The sequence below is a fragment of the Aeromonas media genome (assembly GCF_020423125.1).
GTDB classification, from domain to species: domain Bacteria; phylum Pseudomonadota; class Gammaproteobacteria; order Enterobacterales; family Aeromonadaceae; genus Aeromonas; species Aeromonas media.
In genome coordinates this window covers 2,965,550-2,983,203 of the sequence record NZ_CP075564.1, presented here as the reverse complement: position 1 = coordinate 2,983,203, position 17,654 = coordinate 2,965,550, and the positions used below count along the sequence as shown (strand labels likewise).

Annotated in this window: 15 protein-coding genes; 9 read left to right on the top strand and 6 right to left on the bottom strand. The window is 61.7% G+C overall.

The features are described 5' to 3' along the window. The first annotated feature begins 40 nt into the window (after positions 1 to 40). Positions 41 to 886: an endonuclease/exonuclease/phosphatase family protein gene (locus KI797_RS13650; protein ID WP_226169710.1), complete on the top strand. Its 846-nt coding sequence runs from the start codon at positions 41 to 43 to the stop codon at positions 884 to 886. A gap of 69 nt (positions 887 to 955) precedes the next feature. Here the strand turns inward: KI797_RS13650 and KI797_RS13645 are convergent, their stop codons facing one another. Continuing rightward, positions 956 to 2,491: a LysM peptidoglycan-binding domain-containing protein gene (locus KI797_RS13645; RefSeq protein WP_226169709.1), complete on the bottom strand. Its 1,536-nt coding sequence runs from the start codon at positions 2,489 to 2,491 to the stop codon at positions 956 to 958. 69 nt (positions 2,492 to 2,560) lie between these two features. Then, positions 2,561 to 3,325: a hydroxyacylglutathione hydrolase gene (gene gloB, locus KI797_RS13640; RefSeq protein ID WP_226169708.1), complete on the bottom strand. Its 765-nt coding sequence runs from the start codon at positions 3,323 to 3,325 to the stop codon at positions 2,561 to 2,563. Positions 3,326 to 3,406: 81 nt separating this feature from the next. Here gloB and KI797_RS13635 point away from each other — a divergent pair, with 81 nt between their 5' ends. Further along, positions 3,407 to 4,129: a class I SAM-dependent methyltransferase gene (locus KI797_RS13635; RefSeq protein ID WP_005325566.1), complete on the top strand. Its 723-nt coding sequence runs from the start codon at positions 3,407 to 3,409 to the stop codon at positions 4,127 to 4,129. A gap of 59 nt (positions 4,130 to 4,188) precedes the next feature. Here the strand turns inward: KI797_RS13635 and rnhA are convergent, their stop codons facing one another. Then, complete coding sequence (rnhA, locus tag KI797_RS13630; RefSeq protein WP_041206137.1) at positions 4,189 to 4,653, bottom strand: ribonuclease HI; 465 nt, start codon at positions 4,651 to 4,653, stop codon at positions 4,189 to 4,191. A gap of 52 nt (positions 4,654 to 4,705) precedes the next feature. On the opposite strand from rnhA, the gene dnaQ reads away from it, so the two are divergent. Beyond that, positions 4,706 to 5,440: a DNA polymerase III subunit epsilon gene (gene dnaQ / locus KI797_RS13625; protein ID WP_043132854.1), complete on the top strand. Its 735-nt coding sequence runs from the start codon at positions 4,706 to 4,708 to the stop codon at positions 5,438 to 5,440. Beyond that, the gene (locus KI797_RS13620; protein WP_171269168.1) at positions 5,437 to 6,693 is read left to right on the top strand and encodes a TIGR03503 family protein; all 1,257 of its coding nucleotides are present in this window, start codon (positions 5,437 to 5,439) and stop codon (positions 6,691 to 6,693) included. Before dnaQ ends, KI797_RS13620 begins: the two co-directional genes overlap by 4 nt. Positions 6,694 to 6,772: 79 nt before the next feature. Here KI797_RS13620 and KI797_RS13615 read toward each other — a convergent pair whose 3' ends face one another. After that, on the bottom strand, positions 6,773 to 8,290 hold the full coding sequence (locus KI797_RS13615; protein ID WP_226169707.1) for an HD domain-containing phosphohydrolase: 1,518 nt from the start codon (positions 8,288 to 8,290) through the stop codon (positions 6,773 to 6,775). A gap of 173 nt (positions 8,291 to 8,463) precedes the next feature. After that, positions 8,464 to 10,920 carry an acyl-CoA dehydrogenase FadE gene (gene fadE / locus KI797_RS13610; RefSeq protein WP_226169706.1) on the bottom strand — a complete coding sequence of 819 codons (2,457 nt, stop codon included), beginning with the start codon at positions 10,918 to 10,920 and terminating at the stop codon, positions 8,464 to 8,466. Between the two features lie 259 nt (positions 10,921 to 11,179). Here fadE and lpcA point away from each other — a divergent pair, with 259 nt between their 5' ends. From lpcA to KI797_RS13595, 3 genes are all read left to right on the top strand, one after another. After that, a complete protein-coding gene (gene lpcA, locus KI797_RS13605) occupies positions 11,180 to 11,758 on the top strand; it encodes a D-sedoheptulose 7-phosphate isomerase (protein ID WP_226169705.1) in 579 nt (192 codons plus the stop codon). A gap of 117 nt (positions 11,759 to 11,875) precedes the next feature. Beyond that, complete coding sequence (locus KI797_RS13600; RefSeq protein WP_005325551.1) at positions 11,876 to 12,673, top strand: class II glutamine amidotransferase; 798 nt, start codon at positions 11,876 to 11,878, stop codon at positions 12,671 to 12,673. A 296-nt stretch (positions 12,674 to 12,969) separates the two neighbouring features. Beyond that, complete coding sequence (locus tag KI797_RS13595) at positions 12,970 to 13,305, top strand: Hpt domain-containing protein (RefSeq protein WP_005325550.1); 336 nt, start codon at positions 12,970 to 12,972, stop codon at positions 13,303 to 13,305. 14 nt (positions 13,306 to 13,319) lie between these two features. Here the strand turns inward: KI797_RS13595 and KI797_RS13590 are convergent, their stop codons facing one another. Further along, positions 13,320 to 14,243 carry a gluconeogenesis factor YvcK family protein gene (locus tag KI797_RS13590; protein ID WP_226169704.1) on the bottom strand — a complete coding sequence of 308 codons (924 nt, stop codon included), beginning with the start codon at positions 14,241 to 14,243 and terminating at the stop codon, positions 13,320 to 13,322. A 111-nt stretch (positions 14,244 to 14,354) separates the two neighbouring features. Here KI797_RS13590 and KI797_RS13585 point away from each other — a divergent pair, with 111 nt between their 5' ends. Beyond that, positions 14,355 to 15,539, top strand: a complete 1,185-nt coding sequence (locus KI797_RS13585; protein WP_226169703.1) for an FIST signal transduction protein — start codon at positions 14,355 to 14,357, stop codon at positions 15,537 to 15,539. An 18-nt stretch (positions 15,540 to 15,557) separates the two neighbouring features. Then, positions 15,558 to 17,639 (top strand): ATP-binding protein, encoded by a 2,082-nt coding sequence (locus tag KI797_RS13580; protein ID WP_005325547.1) that lies wholly within the window; start codon positions 15,558 to 15,560, stop codon positions 17,637 to 17,639. The last annotated feature ends 15 nt before the right edge of the window (positions 17,640 to 17,654 follow it).

Below are 17,654 nucleotides of genomic sequence, written 5' to 3'. Positions count from 1 at the left end.
AGGATCATGGTGCGTTGCAGAGGCAGGTGATTGTTAGCCAATGAAAAATAGTTATCGGATTCTGGGGACGTCCCTGCTGACGCTGGGGCTGGTTGGTTGTTTCGAGGTGCCGGATCAGGATCACCTGGTCACGGCGGCGGGCATAGTGCCCGGCGTCGATTGTCAGAAGCCGCCTCTGGTGGCGCTGGCTTCCACCGCCTTGCCCCGCGAGTTCGGCACCACCGTCTGGAATCTCTACAAGGGTCAGCGCAAGAACTGGCGTGAAGGGCTGAATGAATATGCCAAGTCCCAGGATCTGGTGCTGCTGCAGGAGTCGGCGACCCGGCCCGAGATGCTGCACTGGCTCCGTGCGGGTGATTTTCAGTGGCAACAGCTGCAGGCGTTCACCCAGGGAGGCGTCTCTTTCGGTGTCATGACGGTGACCAAGACACCGCAGGCCTTCGTCTGTGGTGTGCGCTCCCCCGAGCCGCTGCTGCGTATCCCCAAGTCCGGTCTGGTGAGTCTCTACCCCTTGCAGGGGGATCCTGACGGTGTGCTGGTGGTCAACCTACATGCGGTCAATTTCGAGTTAGGGATGGCCACCTTCCGCGAGCAGCTCAACGATCTGACCGCATTGATCCATCGCCATCAGGGTCCTGTCATCCTGGGGGGAGACTTCAATACCTGGAGCGACAAGCGCGAGTTCTGGCTGAACAAGCTGGTTGGGGAGCTTGGCCTGCAGGAAGCCATCCCTGTGCCTGATTTGCGCCGTACTGCCTTCGGTCGCCCGCTGGATCACCTCTACTACCGCAACCTGGACCTGGTGGAAGTGAGCTCACCGGCCACCGATGCTTCGGATCACAATCCCATCATGGCGCGATTCGCGGCCCAGGCCATCACCCCCTGAGGGGTGATGGATGGTAGATAAAAAAATACCCCGCACTCGCGGGGTATTTTTTTGTACGGTGATAAGCAATCAGCTGTTGTTCTTCACGAACAGGGTCAGCTCCTGCCCCGGCTTGAGGTAGTCGCTCTTGCCGAGCTGGTTCCAGCGCATCACGTCGTTGACGGCGACCTGGAAGCGGGCGGCGATGGAGGAGAGAGAATCCCCGCGGCGCACCTGATAGACCATGGACTTGTTGCTGCCCTTGCCCTGCTTGGGCCAGACCACCAGCTTCATGCCTGGTTTCAGGGCCGACTTGGTGCTCAAGCCGTTCCACTTGGCCAGATTGGCGTGGGTCACCCCGTGGGCCTGACTGATGCTCCACAGATTGTCACCGGAGCGCACCTGATACTGGATCTTGTTGCCACTCGCCAGCTGTTGTGGCTTGCTCTGAACGGCCTGGCTTGCGTGTCCTCCGTTGGGAATGATCAGGCTCTGGCCACGGCGCAGATTGGTGCCGCGCAGGTTGTTCGCCAGCTTGAGTTGCTGCACGCTCACCCCGTGGTTCTGGGCGATGCGGGAGAGGGTATCGCCGCTGGTGACCTGATAGGAGCGTACGCCACGGGTACGTTCACGCTGGGGCAGATCGGCCAGGGCCAGCTCCAGGGTGTCGGCGTACTCGACGGGTACCAACAGGTTGTAGGGGCCTCGCGGCGAGGTCATGCCACGCTTGAGTGCCGGATTGAGGGCCTTGAGCTGGGAAGCGGAGACACCGGCCAGCTGCGCCGCCACGTTCAGGTCGATCTGGCCACCTGTGTTGATGGTCCGCAGTTGCGGCTTGTTGGCCAGCACCGGCAGGGTAACATTGTACTTGTCCGCATTGCGGATCATGTCAGCCATGGCCAGGATCTTGGGCACATACATCCGGGTTTCACGGGGCAGGTCCAGCGACCAGTAATCGGTCGGCCGACCGGCCTTCTGATTGCGGATGATGGCATTGCGTACCCGACCTTCACCGGCATTGTAAGCGGCCAGCGTCTGCAGCCAGTCGCCGTCGAAGAAACGGTTCAGGTACTCCAGATAGTCCAGTGCGGCATTGGTGGAGGCCAATACATCGCGGCGGCCGTCATACCAGTTGTCGTGGCGCAGGCCGAAGTTCTTGCCGGTAGCCGGAACGAACTGCCAAAGACCGACCGCATTGCTGCGGGAGCGGGCATTGGGATCGAACATGCTCTCGATCATGGGGATGGTAATAAGCTCCATTGGCAGCTCACGCCGTTCGATTTCCTCTACCATCAGATACAGGTAGGGCTCAGCCCGGCTGGCAATGGTCGCCATATGCTTATCATTACGAAGTAACCAATCACGCTGCTGGCGGACTCGGGCATTTTCGTGCGAGTCCAGCTGCATATCATCGCTGATACGCACCCACAGGTTATCGGTGTCATCCATCTCTTCTAACTGTTCGTCGCCGAACAGCATTCTGGAAGAGTGTTTCTTGTACGTTTTCTTGCTGACTTGGGGGGATTTGATCGGCTCGATTGCCGTTATCGCCCGGTCATCCTGATGGCTCAGGTTTTGACAGCCGCTGAGAAACAGCGCCGCCAATAAGGCCGTTCGTAGCTTCATCTCGCTCAGGTCATCTATGGAAAAACAGCTCGCATCATAAGGGGCAATGGCCCCCTGATCAAGGTTTGTTCAAAAAACGTCCTTCCAGCCCCTCAGCACGGTGAAGGTATCCTCTGGATTTTCCAAGCATTTAAGGGCGTATTTCTCAGCAGAAAATTTCACTGAGTCCTCATTGCAGCGCAGAAAAACATTGAAATGCCGCTCATCTCCCAGGCGTGAGGGGAGACTCGGCAGGCCCTGCTGACGCAGCTTGCTGATCACCCCGATCCGGCGCTGGATCGCCAGGTTGTCCGGCTCGACCGTATGGGCGAAACGCAGGTTGGAGAGGGTGTATTCATGGGCGCAATAGAGGAGGGTGTCATCGGGCAGGGCCGCGAGCCGCTGCAGGGATCCATACATCTGGGCGGGGCTGCCTTCGAACAGGCGGCCACAGCCGGCACTGAAGAGGGTGTCGCCACAAAACAGCATGCCATTGCCGTGATAGGCGATGTGGCCCAGGGTATGGCCGGGGATGTGGAGGACATCCAGACTCAGGCCGTGCCAGTTGATCTGATCCCCGTCATCGAGCCACTGGCCGTGATGATCCGGCATGGGGTCATGTTTGGGGCCATAGAGGCGGGCATGGGGGAAGCGATGAAGCAGATCCGTGACGCCGCCCACATGGTCGCGATGATGGTGGGTCAGCAGGATGGCATCGAGCTCAAGCCCGAGCGTCTCGAGGCGCTCCAGCACGGGGGCCGCCTCGCCAGGATCCACGACCAGGCAGTGATTTTCGTGTCGGATCAACCAGATGTAGTTGTCGCTGAAGGCGGGAACTGTGATGACGGTATACATGGGTCGGCTTCTCTTTGTGTTCTCTTTGTGGAAGGGATCTTATATAACAAGATGGCATTCGCACCCCGGATTGGTCCCATTATGCAGCTGGCACGTACCGAACAACAGATCGCGATCCCGACCAGCTGGTCGGCACTGCCCATGGGGGACTGGGTGGCGGCCGAGCTCCAGGAGCGGCTCGACAACTGGTGTCCTCATCTGTTTGGCTACCATCTGCTGAAAATTGGCGCCCTGAGCGCCGAGCTCTCCTGCGGCAGCTCCACCATTCGCCACCAGCTAGGTGTCGCCCCCGGCGGGCGCCTGCTGGATATCAAGGGGGATCCCCTTGCCTTGCCGATCCGTACCGGCAGCGTGGATGCCTGCCTGCTCGCCCACTGCCTCGACTTTTCACCGGATCCCCACCAGGTGCTGCGCGAGGCTGAGCGGGTGCTGACCGATGACGGCTGGCTCATCGTCAGTGGTTACAACCCCACCAGCCTGGTCGGCCTGGGTCATTACCTGCCCTTCATGCGACAACACCTGCCCTGGTCGGCGCGGATGTTCACCCCGGCCCGGGTGACCGACTGGTTGCAACTGCTGGGGTGCGAGGTGATGTTTGACGAGCGCTTCGGTTTCTCCTTCATGGGGAAGCAGAGCCGGATCGGCTGGTGGCGGGAGAGCCTGGGGCGGGATTACTGCAGAGCTTTTGCCTCTGTCTATGTGATAGCCGCCCGCAAGCGGCGTTTCCCCGTCACCCCGGTGCGCCGTCGCTGGCGCCTGCCGGAGTCGATGGCGGCGCCTGGTATGGCGCGCCAGGGTTGGTAACGAGGATGCCACGACAGACCGCTGGCTGTTCCCTTCATTTATAGAGATGCTTCGGCATCTCAGGGCTGGTAGCCCGTGTCTTCGGCGAGCTCTTTGCCGCTGGCGGCATCCCGGGCCAGTACGTCACAACGTTCGTTCTCCGGGTGGCCGGAGTGGCCCTTGACCCAGAGCCATTCGATCTGGTGGCGCGCCACTTCCGCGTCCAGCGCCTGCCAGAGATCGACGTTCTTGACCGGTTGGCGGTTGGATGTCATCCAGCCTTTCTTCTTCCAGCCGATGATCCACTGGGTGATGCCCTGACGCACATACTGGCTGTCGGTGGTCAGGCGTACCTGGCAGGGTTCGTTCAGGGTGCGCAATCCCATGATGGCGGCCATCAGCTCCATCCGGTTGTTGGTGGTCAGCCGATAGCCCCCAGCCAACTCCTTGCGGTGCTTGCCATAAACCATGACGGCGCCATAACCGCCGGGGCCAGGATTGCCGAGGCAGGAACCATCCGTATACAAATCAATCTTTTTTAGCATGGGTCTTGGGGTAAACTAGCGAATAAAACCGAAGTTTGACATGGATTCGATCATGAGCACACCCCAACTGAATCGCCAGATCATTCTGGATACTGAAACCACAGGCATGAACACGGCAGGCGGCCCCGTCTACCTCGGGCACCGCATCATCGAGATCGGCTGTGTGGAGGTGATCAACCGCAAACTGACCGGCAACCATTTCCATGTCTATATCAAACCAGATCGGCTGGTGGACCCCGAGGCCATCGCGGTGCACGGCATCACCGATGCCTTCCTGGCGGACAAGCCCTCCTTCAGCCAGATAGCCGACGACTTCATCGCCTTCATCCGCGGTGCCGAGATCATCGCCCACAACGCCCCCTTTGACGTGAGCTTCATGGACTATGAGTTCGGCAAGCTCGGCCTCGACTTCAAGACGGCGGACATCTGTGGTATCACGGATACCCTGGCGATGGCGCGGGACCTCTTCCCCGGCAAGCGCAACAACCTGGATGTGCTGTGCGATCGCTACGGCATCGACAACTCCCACCGTACCCTGCACGGGGCCTTGCTCGATGCGGAGATCCTGGCGGACGTCTACCTGCTGATGACGGGTGGCCAGACCAAGCTCAATCTGGCCAGCGAGAGCAACGAGAATGACAGCAACCAGGACACCGGGATCCGCCGACTGGAGAGCAACCGTGCGCCCCTCAAGGTGGTGCGCGCCAGCGACGAGGTGGTCGCCGTTCATGAGGCCAGGCTGGATCTGGTGCAGAAGAAAGGGGGAGCCTGCCTGTGGCGGCAATGAGTTCGCTCTGGGGAGGGCTGCTGCTGCTGACCTCCCTTTCCGGCATGGCCAACGAGGTGTTTGCCCCCTCCGACATCCCACTGCTCGACAACCGCTTTCGCATCGATTACGGCGTGAAGGAGATCACCTTCATCATCAAGCGCAAGCCGGGCACGCCGTCGGTGATCCTGGTGCGGCCCGATGGCAGCAAGCTCTATGTGGGCAAGGTCACGCCGCCGGAGGTGGGTTGGCTTGCCCTCAAGGATCAGGATCTCATCACGGTGCGCAACCCCATGCCGGGCCCCTGGCAGGCCATCGGCGAGGTGGACCCCGACAACCGGGTGCGCCTGCTCAGCGACATCCGGCTCGAGAGCGAGGCGCTGCCGACTCGTCTCTATCAAGGGGAGCGGGTCAAGCTGCAATCCAGGCTGCTGATCGACGGGGCGGCGCCGGGGGCGGGCTACTACCTCTCCGATCTCGGCTTGACGGTGAAGCTGCAGCAGTTCAACGATGCGGCCCAGAGCGGGGAGCCCATCGTCGAGGAGACCCTCGGACACTACCTCGATGATGGCAAGGGGCTCGATGAGGTGCCCGGGGATGGCGTCCTGACCGCCGAGGCGGTGCTGGACGTGCCGGCAGGCAAGTATCGCGCCCTCTACAGCACCGGCAATCAGGTGTTTTCCCGTGCCCAGTCCCAGCAGGTGCTGCTCTTCCCCTGGCCGCTGAGCTACACCCTGGATGCCCCTTCCGGTGACATTGGGGCCAAGCTCTCCTTGCTCATCGATGCCGACGAGCTGGAGCCGGCCTCAGTGGTGATCCAGGGCAAGGCCATCGACAGCTCAGGGGTCAGCATGGCCTTCAATGCAGTGGCAACCGAGCCCCGCCTTGGCGTCGATCTCTCCGCCCTCAAGGCGGCAGGCCAGTACAAGGTGGAGGCGACCCTGTTTGGCACCACCCGGCTCGGCCGCGAGGTGCAACTGCAGCTGCCGGTCAAGTCGTTCACCATCATGCCGCCCCCTGCGCCCATCCCTTCAGCGGCGTCTCCCACCTCGGCGGCGGTAGCGACCCAGGCCAAGTTTGAGGAACGGGAAAGCCCGGTCTGGTTGCCCTGGGCTCTGGGTGGCGGTGGCCTGCTGCTGCTCCTGCTGGGGGCGGGTGGCTTCATCCTGCTGCAAAAGCGTCGTACCTTGCACAAGGTGATGGCGGCGCAGAAGGCGCAGAGCGAGGTCGTCCCCCCGGCTCCCAAACTGGATCTCAATCTGCCGGAGCAGTAGCCAGCGCTCCATGCAAAAAAGCCGCCCGATGGGCGGCTTCTTCATGATGGCGGGGTGGCAGCTCGTTGTACCCCCTGTCTCAGTGGGCGCCGATATAGACGTCCTTGTACTGCTCGCGGATCTCGAGGAACTTCTCGAGGTTGGCTAGCATCAGATCCACCAGCAGGGGATCGAAGTGCTCTCCCTTCTCTGCTCTGATCAGCGCCAGCACCTGGTCCAGCGGCCAGGCCTGCTTGTAGCAGCGATCCGAGCCCAGGGCATCGAACACGTCCGCCAGCGCGACGATCCGTCCTTCCAGCGGTATGTCCTCCCCCTTTAGCCCGCGGGGGTAGCCGGTGCCGTTCCACTTCTCGTGGTGGTTCCCAGCGATGGTGGCGCCTATCTGGAACAGCGCGAGATCGCTGCCGGAGAGCATGTCCTGCCCCAGCTGGGCGTGGGTCTTCATGATTTCCCACTCCTCGGGGGTGAGCTTGCCCGGTTTGTGCAGGATAGCATCCGGGATCCCCACCTTGCCAATGTCGTGCAGGGGAGAGGCGCGCTTGATGAGCTCGCACCTGTCTTCGTTCATGCCCAGCAACTGGCAGAACAGCTCGGTGTAGAGTGCCACCCGCTTGACGTGCAGGCCGGACTCCTTGGAGCGGCTCTCCACCAGCTCGCCGATGCGGTAGATGATCTCGCGCTGATTGTCGCCGATGACCTCGTTGAGCCGGATGTTCTCCAGCGCCACTATGATGTTCTCGGTGAACAGACTCAGCAGGCCGGTATCCATCTGGCTGAGGGGGCGAGTGGTCTCGATGTGGAACAGCAGGTGGTGACGGGGGTTCTGGCAATAGAGCACCATCTGGTTGCCGTCGTAGACGTTGGCACCCTTGTCCATGGCGCAGCGCAGTATGGCTGGCGCCTCACTGAGGCGCAGGGCCGGGCCCTCGCTGAGCAGCGGTTCCAGCACCTGATCCCGTACCTCGTAGGCCAGATGCTTCACGTCGTAGATCTGGGACTCTTCCAGATTGAGCAGGGCGCTGAGCTGGGTCTGCGCCCCTTCGACGAATTGGCGCAGGGCGCGTTGCTCGAAGATCCCCTTGGAGGCCTCGATGACCTTCTCCAGCCCCTGGCGATTGCTCTCCAGGGTGCGAATGTCCCGGTAGGATCGCAGGCTGGCGCGCAGCAGGGTGCGTAGCTTCTGGGAGGTGAGCTCCGTCTTGTCCTTGTAGTCGTTGATGTCGTAGTTGGTGACGACGTCATCTTCCGGCGCCTGGCCGGGTTGGCCGGTTCGCAGCACGATGCGCACCATCTTGTTTTGCAGTTCATCGCGCACGAACTTGACCACTTCCAGACCGGCGTGATCGGCTTCCATGACCACATCGAGCAGCAGCAGGGCGACATCCGGGGTGGTGGCGAGCAATGACTTGGCCTCGGCGGCCGAATAGGCGTGCAGAAAATCGATGGGCTTACCGTCGAACTCAAACTTGCTCAGGGTAATCTTGGTGATGCGATGCACCTCGGGCTCATCGTCCACTATCATCACCTTCCAGCCGGCGGGTCGCGGTGCTGTCTGGGGCAGCTCTTCATCGTCAATAATCAGGATTTGATCATCCATTACGCAATCCTGTTTGTGATCCTGTGCTTACCTTAACCGCTTCATTCAAGATAGGAAACGGATTGATATCCAAAATATGATCCAGCCAATCGCTCTTTCTGCCTCCGGGGTTGCCGGGCAGATGCCAGCATGAAAAACGCCTCCACGAAGGAGGCGTTTTGGCATTCATGGCATCAGGCTGCCCTGTGATAGGCCGACGCTTCAAACAGCGCCTTGTTGGCCACCAGGTCGATGGGGTCGAAGTCATCGACGTTGATGGTGCGCAGGCGGCTCTCTTCGGCACGGCGCAGCAGGTCGGCCTCGGTCTGGTTGATGACCCCCAGGGCCAGGCCGGCGTCTGCCACCTTGTCCAGCTGGGTAAAGGGACGCTTGCGACCCTCTGCCTTGCACACCTTGTCAAACAGTGGCTCGGCGGTCAGCACGTCATCGAGGGCCTGTTCAAGCAACCCGAAGGGGTTGCCCTCCTCACGGGTGAGGTACTGCCCTTCGGCCAGACGGTCACGGGTGGCGCTCGGGGTCTGCAGTAGACGTGCAACCTGGCTGTCCAGCTTGTCGGAGGGACGCTTCATGTCGCGACCCAGCGGCAATACGATGACGCGCAAGGCCAGGCCAATCCAGCGGTTCGGGAAGTTGCGGAGCAACTCGTCGATGGCTTCCTGTGCCTTGAACATGGCGTCTTGCAGTGCCCAGTGCAGCAGCGGCAGGTCGGCCTGCTGGCGCCCCTCGTCCTGATAACGCTTGAGGGCGCTGGAGGCGAGATAGAGCTGGCTCAGCACGTCGCCGAGGCGGGCGGAGACCCGCTCCTTGCGCTTGAGCTCGCCACCCAGGGTGCCCATCGCCATATCGGACAGGAAGGCCAGGTTGGCGCTGAGGCGCGAGAGCTGCTGATAGTAGCCCTTGGTCTGATCCCTGTAGGGGGCTGAGGCGAAGCGGGCGCCGGTGATGCCCAGCCAGAAGCTGCGCACCAGGTTGCTGATGGCAAAGCCGACGTGGCTGAACACCGCCTTGTCGAAATCCTTCAGCGCCTGCTCCTTGTCGGGATGGCTGGCGGCCAGCATCTCCGGCAGCACATAAGGGTGGCAGCGGATGGCGCCCTGACCGTAGATGATCATGCTGCGGGTCAGGATGTTGGCCCCTTCAACCGTGACCGCAATGGGTGCACCCTGATAGCCGCGGGCCAGATAGTTGTTTGGGCCCATGCAGATGGCCTTGCCGCCGTGGATGTCCATGGCATCTATGATGCATTTCTGGGCACGATCGGTGAGGTGGTACTTGACGATGGCGGAGATGACGGACGGCTTCTCGCCCAGATCGATGCCGGTCACCGTCAGCTTGGCGGCAGCGCCCATGATGTAGGCGTTGCCACCGAGACGTGCCAGCGGCTCTTCGATGCCTTCCATCTTGCCGATGGGCAGCTTGAACTGGCGACGGATGCGGCTGTAGGCACCGCTCGCCAGGGCCAGCATCTTGACACCGCCCGTGCTGTTGGAGGGCAGGGTGATGCCGCGACCGACCGACAGACACTCCACCAGCATGCGCCAGCCCTGGCCGGCCATGGCCGGGCCGCCGATGATGAAGTCGAGCGGCACGAACACATCCTTGCCCTGGGTCGGTCCGTTCTGGAACGGTACGTTGAGGGGGAAGTGACGGCGGCCTATCTCGACGCCCTTGATGTCGGTGGGGATCAGGGCACAGGTGATGCCAAGCTCCTCTTCCTCACCCAGCAGGTGATCCGGGTCGCGCAGCTTGAAGGCCAGCCCCAGCACAGTCGCGATAGGGGCCAAGGTGATGTAACGCTTGTTCCAGGTCAGGCGCATGCCGAGCACCTCTTCCCCTTCCCATTCGCCCTTGCAGACGACGCCGAAGTCGGGAATGGAGCCCGCATCCGAGCCCGCTTCCGGGCTGGTCAGGGCGAAGCAGGGGATCTCCTTGCCGACTGCCAGACGGGGCAGGTAGTGGTCTTTCTGCTCGTCAGTGCCGTAGTGCTGCAGCAGTTCGCCTGGCCCTAAGGAGTTGGGCACGCCGACGGTGGAGGCGAGCACGGCGCTGGCGCCGCACAGTTTTTGCAGCACGCAGGACTGGGCGTAGGCGGAGAACTCCAGGCCGCCGTACTTCTTCTTGATGATCATGGCGAAGAACTTGTGGTCCTTCAGGTACTGCCACACCTCGGGAGAGAGATCGGCCCGCTCGTGGGTCACTTCCCAGTCGTTGACCATGCGGCACACGTCTTCAACCGGGCCATCCATGAAGGCTTGCTCTTCGGCGGAGAGGGTGCTCACCGGAATGGCGTGCAGCTTCTTCCAGTTCGGGTTGCCGGCAAACAGATCTGCTTCCCACCAGGTGGTGCCCGCCTCGATGGCTTCCTTCTCGGTGCGGGACATCTCCGGCATGATGGACTTGTAGATCTTGAACAGGGGTTTGGTCAGCTGGTTGCGACGAAACTCCACCAGATTGAGCGGGATGGCGATCACCGCGAACAGCACCCACACCAGCAGGGGCACATGGCCGTAGAGGGCACCGGCGGCCAGGGCGGCGGCCGTGGCAAGCGTGGCGGTGAACAGTGACGCCCGGCGGTAAGCCATGGCGCCGATCACCAGGATCACCCCGAACAGAGTGAGGGTCGTCGTCATTTTTCGCTCCTTGCATGAGTTGCCGAAGTTGGGGAAAACGTGGGTTAACTGATCCAGAGGTCTGACCTGTTGGATGTGGTCCCTGTTGTAATTCATACGCACAAAATTATCAAGATATTTACAAGCTTGTTACCTTGACACCGTGATCGCCCTAACGTACTGCAGGCCGCATCTTGGCGGGCAGGGGGGCGACGACTGGATTGGCTTGTGCGACAATGCGGAACCCTATGTTGGACGATACAAAGAGACATCAGACGCCATGTACCAAGAACTTATCCACAATGAACTGACCGAAGCTGCCGGCGTGCTCCAGGCCTTTCTGGCCGATGAGCAAAATCTGAAGAACATAGAGGCGGCCGCCAAACTGCTGGCTGACTCTTTCAAGGAAGAGGGCAAGGTGCTCTCCTGCGGTAACGGCGGCTCCCACTGCGACGCCATGCACTTTGCCGAAGAGCTGACCGGCCGCTATCGCGAGAACCGCCCTGGCTATGCCGGCATCGCCATCTCCGATCCCAGCCACCTATCCTGCGTCTCCAACGACTTTGGCTATGATTATGTCTTCTCTCGCTACGTGGAAGCGGTTGGCCGTCGTGGCGACGTGCTGCTCGGCATCTCCACCAGCGGCAATTCCGGCAATATCCTCAAAGCCATCGAGGCTGCCCGCGCCAAAGGCATGAAGGTCATCGCCCTGACCGGCAAGGACGGTGGCAAGATGGCAGGCCTGGCCGATGTCGAGATCCGGGTGCCGCACTTCGGCTATGCCGACCGCATCCAGGAAGTGCACATCAAGGTCATTCACATCCTGATCCAGCTGGTCGAAAAAGAGATGGCCAAGTAATCAGAGAGGGCGGGTGGGGCAGCCGGGGGGCCCATGACCGATCCTGGCGCCTCGTATCCAGCTTGAGTTCGCTGATTGACGCAAAGATGATCAATTAATTCAGGGAGTGGACTGGACATGTGCGAACTGCTCGGCATGAGCGCCAATGTGCCGACCGACATCTGCTTCAGCTTTACCGGGCTGATGCTGCGGGGCGGCAAGACGGGCCCCCACAAGGATGGCTGGGGAATCACCTTCTACGAGGGGCGAGGCTTTCGCACCTTCAAGGATCCCGAACCCAGTGCCCAGTCACCCATCGCCAAGCTGGTGCAGGCGTTGCCCATCAAGAGCCGCGCCGTGGTCAGCCATATCCGGCAGGCCAACCGAGGATGCGTGTCGCTGGAAAACACCCATCCCTTCACCCGCGAGCTGTGGGGACGCTACTGGACCTTTGCCCACAACGGCCAGCTGACCGGCTACAAGAGGCTGCCGACCGGGCGTCATCGTCCGGTGGGGGACACTGACAGCGAGCACGCGTTCTGCTGGCTGCTCGACAGGCTGGAGCAGAAATACCCCAAGCGTCCGGCGAACTTCCCCGCCATGTTCCGATATCTCGCGACCCTGTGCGACGAGCTGCGTGGACTCGGGGTATTCAACATGTTGCTGTCGGATGGGGAGTTCGTGATGACCTATTGCAGCAACAACCTCTACTGGCTGACCCGCAGGGCGCCCTTTGGCGAGGCCCGTCTGCTGGATGAAGACGTGGCCATCGACTTCCAGAGCGAGACCACTCCGAATGACGTGGTGACGCTGATAGCCACCCGCCCGCTCACCGGCAACGAGAGCTGGGTAAAGATGGTGCCCGGGGAGTTCTGCCTGTTCAGGCTGGGTGAGCTGGAATACGGCAATGCAGCCAAGCTGCTGACCCGTAAATAAAAAATACCAGGGTAGAATCCTACCCTGGTTCTTCGCAGCAGCCATACAGGCAAAAAGGGATGAGAGAGGTGTTGCTGAGCCGCATCATTCTCATGGCTTTCATTGTTACGTTATTGTTAATTTTACGGCAACATTTATCTCTTTCCTGCCTGTGACTGGGTGTTGATAACTTGAACTGGCTCACACTCTGATGGCGGCAAGGCACTTCGCTCGAGTCTCACCGGAGAGTGGATGACAGCCGGTGTGCGGGTCGGCTATATTGTGGTCTGTTTGAATACCATCATAGGGAACAGAAGATGGAGTGGCTGGATCAGAAAGTGCTGCGGCAACTGGCAGATGACATAGGTCACGACATGATGCCGGTCGTCATCTCGGTGTTCGTCGAGGAGGTGGGCGGGCAACTTGCCCAGCTCAGGCCGCTCTTTGATCAGCGGGACTGGACCGCCCTGGCCCGCCTTGCCCACAGCATGAAGTCCTCTTGTGGCAGTTACGGTGCCGAGCCCAGCTATCGTCAGGTCATGGCGCTGGAGCTCGCCTGTCGCCGGGAAGATGCGGAGGAGGCCGGTCGCCTGCTCGAACAGCTCGAACACTCCCTGCCGCAGGTATTCTCCCATTTGGCCCAGTATCACTAGGCCGCATTGGCGGCTTAGCCCGCCTTGTCACGCTCTGCATACCAGCTCAGGATCACCGTATCCAGCGCCTGTCGGAGTTTGAGGCGATCGTGGCGATGGGGCAGGGCAACCTCACCCAGACTGGCCAGAACCAGGCAATGCTGTAGCTCGGGGGCCCCATGGCCTTCGTGGGCCAGGATGGCATCGATCCGACCCTGGCCGATCCGCTCTTCCAGCCAGCGATGCTGGTGGGACAGTGTCAGCTTGCCAGCTGGCCCGTTTTCGGCCACCAGATTGCTGATGAAGACGACGATGGCACCGCTGCCGCGGATCGCCTCGGCTACCTCGTTTAGCAACAGGGGCGGCATGATGGAGGTGAGGAAGCTGCCGGGCCCCAGAATGATCATGTCGGCCTGGTTCAGGGCATCGATCGCCTCACGAGTGGCCGGCACGACCGGGTTCAGGCTCAGGGCCCGTGGCGGTGTGGTGAGCTGATCGATGGAAACCTCCCCCAGGATCTGATCGCCACAGACGGTGTGGGCACACAGATCGGTGGGATGTTCGGACATGGGCAGCAGGCTGGGCTCGATGTTCAGCATGTCGCTGATGAGCCGGATGGCATCCAGGGGACGGACGCAGAGATTGTCGAGTGCCAGCAGCATCAGGTTGCCGAGGTTGTGACCCGCCAGCTCGCCGCGCCCCGTGAAGCGATATTCGAACAGTCGGCTGCCGATGCTGGGTTCGGTCACCAGCTGATTGAGGCAGTTGCGCAGATCGCCCCAGGCGATGCACTCCTGGCTCTTGCGCAGGCGTCCGGTGGAGCCGCCATTATCGGTCGTGGTGACAATGCCCGTCAGCCGAGTGCCTAAAAACGAGAGAGAAGAGAGCACCCGACCCATGCCATGTCCACCGCCGATGGCGACGACCCGCTCAAAGTCATTGATATTTTTCTGCCACATGCCGTCATCCTGTGTGGGCCAGTGAGTATCATGCTAGTCCGCATGACCAGGTAATTATTTGATAAAGGTATGATTTTTGCTTGATGCCAGAGCATCGCATACCACTAGGAGATGGTGTTGAACTTCCTGACGGCTCACTCCCTTGCCGAGACGACCCCGCTGGCCGCCCAACAGATAGTTGAACGGCTGCTCGCTCAATCACCCCATTCCCCGTCGCTTTTGCTGGTTTATTTTACCCAAGCTCACGATGCCGCGGTACTGCGCCGTGCACTCAAGTCCCGCTTTCCCGATGTCCGGCTCATCGGGTGCAGCTCCTGTGGCGGTATCCTGACCCAGACTGGCCATCATGGTCTGTTGGGCTGGAGTCTCGCGGTGGCGGCCCTCTATGACGACAAGGGGGCCTACGGCGTAGCCGGCCAGGCAGGGGATCAGCTGGATGTGCGCCAGTTGCTGCGCCGCGCCATTGCGGATGGTGGGCGTCCCGGCGAGTTGCCGCAACTCATCTTGCTGCACACCAGCCCGGGGCAGGAAGAGGCTGTGCTGGCGGGCATAGATGCCGAGTTCGGGGCGACGGTTCCCATCGTCGGCGGGTCGGCGGCTGACGACGGTGTCACCGGCGAGTGGCAACTGTGCTGGGATGAGGGGGAAGGGACGCAGGGCTGCGTGGTGGCGGTGCTCTATCCCGATTGCCAGTTGGCCTTCCAGTTCCACTCCGGTTATGTGCCCACCGAGCGCCATGGCATCATTACCGCGCTGGAGGGGCGCGAGGTACTGACCATAGACAATGAGCCGGCGGCCCGGGTCTACGCTCGCTGGATAGAACGCCAGGTCCCCTGGCCGGTGGGCCCCATTTTGCGGGAGACGACCCTCTCCCCGCTGGCTCGGCAGGTCGGGACGCTCGATGAGATGCCTTACTACAAGCTCTCCCACCCTGATACTGTCACGGCGCGGGAAGGGTTGCGTCTGTTTACCGAAACCCGGCTGGGGGAGCGCCTGCAACTGATGTACAGCAGCCAGGAAGGCTTGCTTCAGCGCAGCCTGAATGCGGTGCGCATCGAACCCGAATACGGGATGGCGGGGAACCTGCAACCCATCGGTGCCCTGGTGGTGTTCTGCGCGGGCTGCCGTCTGGCGCTGGGGGACTCACTCAGCGATGTCGTCGGTCACTTCAGTCAACGGCTGGGGGAGATCCCCTTTATCACGCCATTTACCTTCGGCGAGCAGGGGCGATTGCCCCACGGTGAGCTGGCCCATGGCAACCTCATGGTGTCGAGCGTAATCTTCCTCGAGAGCTGACACGGTGCTGGACACAAGATGATAGGCAATAGTGAACTCGAAACCCTGGGTGACAAGCTGCAAACCACGCTGGTGGAGTTGATGCGTTGCCGGGAGCGGGAGGCCAGATACCGTCAGGAGTCGCAGGCCCTGCTGTGCGGGGTGGCAACACTGGCACAGGCTCAGAGCCTCGAGCAGGTACTGGACAGCCTCATCCTGGCGCTCAAGCCCTTCATCGGCTTCGAACAGGCTGACGTGGTCGCCTGGGAAAGCACGCGCGGCACCACGCATCTGAGCACCCAACTCGGAGAGGTCGGCCGCATCTGGCCGCTGACGGCGCTCTTCTCCCGCGCCATCGCCGGGGAAACCCTGGTCATCTATGATCCGGCCCAGTTGCCCGAGCTGGCTGCTCTGGCGGGGGCGGCGGGCTGGGCCAGCGTCATGATGACGGGGCTGCAGGCGCCGGGCTTCTCTGGGGTGCTCATCTGCCGGCACAGTACCGCGGGCACCTTCGATCTTCAGAGCAAGGCGGCGATGCAGCGTTGTCGCCCGCTCATCTCCCAGGCGCTGGTCAACATTGCCTATCGGGCGCGCCTGCAGGAGCAGGTCGACCTCAAGACCCTGGCGCTTCAAGCAAGCGAGCAGCGCTTTCGCAGCTTTGCCGCCATGGCGTCTGACTGGTTCTGGGAGACGGATCCCGAGCACAGGCTGAGCTATGTCTCTGCCCCCGGCTATCAGGGGGAGGCGCTTGTCCGCCAGGCGGGGCGCAGCCTCTATGACTTTGCCCACGACAAGCAGGATCCCGCCTGGTGCAAGTATCAGCACCAGATCGCTCACCATCTGCCGGTGCGGGCGATGCGCGCCCAGGTGACGCTGGCCAGCGGACCCTGCTGGATGGAGATAAATGCCGAGCCCTGTCATGACGCCAGCGGCACCTTCATCGGTTATCGGGGCACGGCGCGGGAGATTGGCAGCCAGATCCGCCGCGAGCAGGAGCTGGCGCGGGCACGGGATGAGGCCGAGAGTGCCAACCGCGCCAAGTCCCAGTTCCTGGCCATGATGACTCACGAGATCCGTTCCCCCATGAATGCGGTGCTGGGGATGCTGGATCTGCTGCAGCACGGTCGGCTCGAGACTCCCCAACAGACCCTGCTCGGTCACGCCACCCACTCTGCTCATCTGCTGCAGACCATCATCGATGATGTACTCGACTTCTCGAAGATTGAATCCCATACCCTGGCCCTGCACTGCGAGCCTTTTCAATCCGCCGAGCTGTGCCGGGCGCTGGTGGAGCCGCTGCAGGCGCAGGCCCGAGCCAAGGGCATAGCGCTGCATTGGCAGCTGGATGAGCAAGTGCCGTCTCACCTGCAGGGGGACGCGGTCCGCCTGTCCCAGGTGATTGGCAATCTGCTCGGCAATGCGGTGAAATTTACCGCCGCCGGCAGCGTGCGGCTCGCGCTGGAATGGCAGGATGAGCGGCTGAGGGTGTCGGTCAGCGACACCGGGATTGGCATATCCCCGGAGGATCAGGCGCTGCTGTTCGAACCGTTCTATCAGGTCGACAGCTCGGCCAGCCGTCGCTTCTCCGGCTCCGGGCTTGGGCTGGCCATCTGCCGGCGGCTGGTGCAACTCATGGGGGGGGACATCCGCCTGCAGAGCACCCCGGGGCAGGGCAGCTGTTTCTGGTTCGAGTTGCCCGGGATGGCCTCACCTTGCATCGAGGCAGTCAGCCCCGCCACCCAGGGGCTCTCCATGCTGGATCTGGATGTGCTGGTGGTGGAGGACAGCCCGGTCAATCAGCTGGTGGTGTCGCTCATGCTGCAAAAGCTGGTGTGTCGGGTGAGGCTTGCAAGCAATGGCCTGGAGGCGCTGGCACAGGTCGATGAGCGGCGACCGGACCTCATCCTGATGGATATGCGAATGCCGCAGATGGACGGGCTGGAAGCAACCCGCCGCTTGCGATCCATGGGGTGCGAGGTTCCCATAGTAGCGCTGACGGCCAATGCCATGACGGAGGACAGGGCGCGTTGTCTGGCCCAGGGGATGAACGACTTTCTGGCCAAACCCATCAGCCTGGCCCGGCTGCGCAGTTGTTTGCTGCGCCATTGCCGGCTTCCATAGCCAGATTTTGGGTAA